The organism is Alphaproteobacteria bacterium, assembly GCA_019746225.1.
Classification (GTDB): Bacteria; Pseudomonadota; Alphaproteobacteria; order Paracaedibacterales; family VGCI01; genus VGCI01.
This window is the reverse complement of sequence record JAIESE010000037.1, coordinates 1-5031: the sequence shown is the minus strand read 5'-3', so window position 1 is coordinate 5031 and position 5031 is coordinate 1. Positions and strand designations below refer to the sequence as shown.

3 protein-coding genes and 1 tRNA gene are annotated in these 5031 nt (G+C 41.9%); all 4 read left to right on the top strand.

The genetic code is table 11. From position 1 onward, the window contains the following. The coding region (locus K2Y18_06735; protein MBX9805429.1) for a COX15/CtaA family protein at positions 1–1011 on the top strand (1011 nt) is incomplete at its 5' end. A gap of 227 nt (positions 1012–1238) precedes the next feature. After that, complete coding sequence (locus tag K2Y18_06730; GenBank protein ID MBX9805428.1) at positions 1239–3011, top strand: S8/S53 family peptidase; 1773 nt, start codon at positions 1239–1241, stop codon at positions 3009–3011. 376 nt (positions 3012–3387) lie between these two features. After that, entirely contained in the window at positions 3388–4776 is a 1389-nt protein-coding gene (locus tag K2Y18_06725; protein ID MBX9805427.1) for a S8/S53 family peptidase, read from the top strand. A 173-nt stretch (positions 4777–4949) separates the two neighbouring features. Beyond that, positions 4950–5026, top strand: a tRNA-Pro gene (locus K2Y18_06720). The last annotated feature ends 5 nt before the right edge of the window (positions 5027–5031 follow it).

The window sequence follows — 5031 nt, the reverse complement described above, 5'->3', positions numbered from 1 at the left end:
AACCGCCCCTTAATTCTTTGGCTCCTTAGCACTTGTTTTCTCATTTGGCTTATGATCATGGTCGGCGGGGCCACACGACTAACCCACGCCGGGTTGTCGATTGTGGAATGGAAGCCTATTACGGGCATTATTCCGCCTTTAAATCATCAGCAATGGCTAGAGGCCTTTGAAAGTTATCAACAATTTCCTGAATATAAGCTTGTGAATCAAGGCATGTCCTTGGGCGACTTTCAGTTCATTTACTTTATGGAATATATCCATCGCCTCCTGGGTCGTTTGATGGGTCTTTGGTTTATGATTCCGTTGTTTGTATTCTGGGCCCGCCACCAACTCTCCCCTATGCTTAAAAAGCGGGCTTTAATCGCTTTATTGCTAGGGCTCTCTCAGGGATTTATGGGGTGGTATATGGTGAAAAGTGGTTTGGTGAAGGATCCAGCCGTCAGTCATTATCGCCTGACCATTCACCTTGTCCTCGCGATTGCCCTTTATGCTCTGTTGTTTTGGACAGCCCTCGACATCATGCGCCCGCAAATAAAGGCCTCCCAACCTGAACCGTCAATCATTGGCCGCTTAAGCCTTATTTCCTGTGTCGGCATTACTCTGACCATTTTATATGGTGGCCTGGTCGCAGGTCTAAAAGCTGGCCTCATTTACAATACCTTTCCCCTGATGGAAGGGCAGTTTCTCCCCGGAGAATGGGCTTTTTATCACCCTTTATGGATTAATTTCTTTGAAAATGCAGCGCTCGTTCAATGGATGCATCGATGGATCGCCATGAGTACAGTGATTCTTGTTCTTTATACGGCCTGGAAGACTTATACGGTGACGCCCAATTTATCCACCAAACAGACAGCACTCCTATTTGCGGGATTTAGTCTCCTTCAACTCAACCTTGGCATTCTCACCCTTCTTGCTCATGTGCCGGTCAGTCTTGGTACGCTTCACCAGGGTACCGCTGTGGCGCTGTTAAGTGTGGGGCTATATTTGTGCTATCTAGGTAGGAAAAAATAATTAATCAATGCGTTAGCATCTATTTTAGAGAAATTCTCAAAAGTGATGTCTAATGAACACCGTAATGTTAAGGTATTGAAATTCACAATTTTGAATATTATATATACATTATCGATGTATTAATGATATTAAGAAAATCATGTGACTACATAATATCTTAATATATCCTTTTCAATGCCTATATTTAAATATAGATGAATAGCTTAAACTATGAAAGGCAAATAATTATGAATCTGATGAAGAAATTATCCTATTCCCTGTTCGTTCTCTTAAGCTTCTCGAATACCTCGAATGCTACTGAAGAGTTTTGGAATGCTGAACGCCAAGCAAAGCATGTTCACTATTGGGAAGCCCTAAGAGTAAACCCTAACACCTTCACAGTTCCGATGCAGGAAATTTCTGCATCCTTACAAATTGGCGTAGCAGATACCGGATTTAATGTATACCACCCTTTAATAAGTCCTAACGTCGCTCGTGGAATTAACGGAAGAGATGGCAGCACTTATGTCGCACCCTCTGTTGTCTATGATCCGACCAGGCCGGATTTTCGAAGAATAACAACTCACGGGACAGATGTAGCGGGTATCTGTGCTGCAATGAACCCGGTGGTCATTGTTCCTGGCAAACTCGGTGCATGTGGACATAGACCCTTGTACGCTTTAAATGAAGTCCTGAAAACATTTGCTGGAGTTAAAGAAATTCAAGTTGTCAACATCTCCGGTTTTGATTGGTACATTTCTTTTGAGGCTATTTTTAATTTAGCCCGGTCAGGAAAAACGGTCGTCGTTTCTGCAGGAAATGATAACAAAATTATGACGGATTTAATTCTTTCAAATGGTAAAACATTGTCTGAGATTTTACACTCCTTAAATGGGCGTGTATTTTTTGTTGGCGCAACAGAGAAGAAAAGTGGTGGAATTGAGCAAAGGGCGTCTTATAGCAATTGGCCCCATCCCACCCTAGCTCCCTTCCTCATTTCAGCTCCTGGAACTGTAGATACAATTAGCGGTAAGAAGTCCCAAGGAACTTCTTATGCTGCGCCCGTCTTTGTGAGCGCCATGGTTCGTCTGTCCCTTGAATTCAATATCACCATTGATGCAGCTCGGACTGTGCTCTTTAGAACAACTATCAAAAGGACCAATGAACATTTCAACGTAGAGAATACCGGCGTTGGGATTATTAATTTCATGGAAGCTTGGAATGAGCTCAAAAGGTCTAAAGCACTTGAAGCTCCCATACTCAAGCAGGATATGATTGATACTTACAGTGAATTTGCCTATAGGCGTCAAGAAGCTGAAAAGCGCATTTTCGAAGCTGAGCAGCAAATCAAAAATATAGAAATCTATGTTAGCCAACAGGTGCCCTTTAATATCGATGCTAAAATTGTAGAGCTTCAAACCAAAGCATTTCAAAATGGGAAATCCGCTGTCCAGGAAAGATTGAGCCCTCTGAAGGAGAGTGAACTCTCTGATAAGGATGCACTTATGCCCGAATTAAAGGATATTTGGAAAGATCAAGAACGATGCGCGGCCTTTGAGTTGCTTGAGCACATTGAAGCCTGTCGACAAAAAAACAACCTTCTTCTTTTAGCGGCTACAGATAAAATTAGCCTTCTGAAAAATGTTTGCACATTGAGAATGGAAGCTTCTCATTATTCACATCAAGAGTTCTTGGCATCTCTTAAACTGGATCATGAATTTTATCGTTCAAAATCTCAGGATGCCTTGACAGCCCGCGATAATCATTTCGAAATGAGCAAATTGGCTCGTAATTGGGAGAGATATGAATCTGATCGAGCATCTGCGCTTCAAAGACAAGCCGTTTATCTTAACCGTATGCTCCATGATAGAGCTTTCATACGAGCCTCTATCTCTAATATGGATGCGAAAAGTCGGGATAAGGAAATTGCTGAACTCATTTTCAAAGCACGATTCCAAAAACTGATTAATGAAAAGGTACCAAACCCTGAGAAGCCTAAAGTCACTATATTTGGTGTGTAGTAAATACTTGGACACAAAACTTATGATTTTGCATCTCAAAAAATATGGTGCACTTAATAAAGTAATGCCCATTTTAATGGGTAGGTACTGAATTTAGTACGGGACGTAGCGCAGCCTGGTTGCGCTCCTATTTGCTGGATTTAGTCTCCTTCAACTCAACCTTGGCATCCTCACCCTTCTTGCTCATGTGCCAGTCAGTCTTGGTACGCTTCATCAGGGTACCGCTGTGGCGCTGTTAAGTGTGGGGCTTTATTTGAGTTATCTAGGGAATTCATCTCGAAACATTATCGCATAATTTTTCTTGTAATTTAAATTATAGAATCTATATATATTTTATAAAGTGATTTCTTATCCATTTATTTTAGAAGGAGCTAAATTGAAAAAAACTGCATTATCATTCTTATTTACACTAGGCCTATTGGTTAACTCTATAAATGCTGCAGAACGCCCATCATTTGATGGCGATCACCCATGGCATGCCCTTCGTGTATACTCCCTTCCCGAAGACCGTGGCGGCATTATCGCAGCCGTTGTTGATTCCGGGTTTGATTGGGCATATACAGATTTAAGGAGTTGTCTTGCTGGGGTATTTAATGGAAGAGATAATACCTCTGAAGTAATGCCCAGTTATATTTCAGACTATAGGAATCTAGAATTTGGTAAACTAACTTCCCACGGAACAAAAGTTGCCTCTATTTTGGCGAGAATGAACCCCTCTTCAAAAATTTATGCCCTGAAAAGTGGAGCTCCTGGCAACTTTAATCATGAAGCGGTCAAAGGGTGCCTCGAACATTTAGTTGGTCAAAGTCATATTCAAATAATTAATGTGTCTATTACCATGAGGGATCATGAAGGAAAATATTGGCTCTTGATGGAAGATGTTATTCGTAGATTGACGAATGAGGGCAAAACAATTGTTTTCAGTGCAGGAAACGATGACATGATTATGCGTGATGAGCCTATGGGCGAAAACCGCAAATTATCAGACTTTCTAAGGACCTTAAACGGGAGAGTCATTTTTGCTGGTGCCACCGAATTTGTCCATGGCGTTGAAAGGAAAGCATCATTCAGCAATGTACCTTGTGCGTCTCTTCAACCCTTTTTCATTGCAGTTCCTGGAACGAACATCAAAAGTTTTGGACCAGGACAGGTTACAGGCTCATTTGATGGCACTTCTGCCTCTGCTCCAGTATTAGTAGGCGCTCTTGTGCGACTTGCTTCTGAGTTCAATGTAACCATAGATTTTGCTCGGGAAGTTTTGTTAGCAACAGCCATAAAATCCAGTAAGATAAACGTCGATGTACGTTATACAGGAGAAGGGGTCATCGATTATCCAGCGGCTCGATCCTTTCTTCAACAAAGACCATTGGAGCAAACGGCCCAGGAATCCAGAACTGCTTTGGACAAATTTATCCTAGCTTATAAAAAGCATAAGTTACTTCAGAAAGAACGTTCGGCTCACGAAAATGAAGCTTATTCGATAGCCAATAGCGGTCGCTTTGAGATAGCATTACGCTGGATGGATGCTGGACTCAGATTGGCCGATAGGGAGCTTGAGTCAGCTCATATATTAAGAAGCCTTGCTTACCTATGTTTTGATACAAGTAGAAAGCTTCACTTACTAAAAAGTGACTGTTCAGTTATTGATGAGCCATTAAAATCCGCATTTAAGGCCTTAAATCTTGGCCATGGGGCACGAGAACTTCTTGATACCAACCGGAACAAGTGCGTAGAAGATCTTGAGCGCCAGCGACGTCAGTTTTAAAATTTACATTGATACCCTTTTTAACCAGAAGAGGTGGGCTATTCAACCCATCTCTTTTTTTGTCTGTATGGCTGATTAGACTGATCTCCAAAACTTATGACTTGGCAGCCCGAAAAATATGGTGTACTTAATGAAGTAATGCCCATTTTTGTGGGTTGGTACTGAATTAAGTACGGGACGTAGCGCAGCCTGGTAGCGCGCCTGCTTTGGGAGCAGGATGTCGGAGGTTCAAATCCTCTCGTCCCGACCATTTTT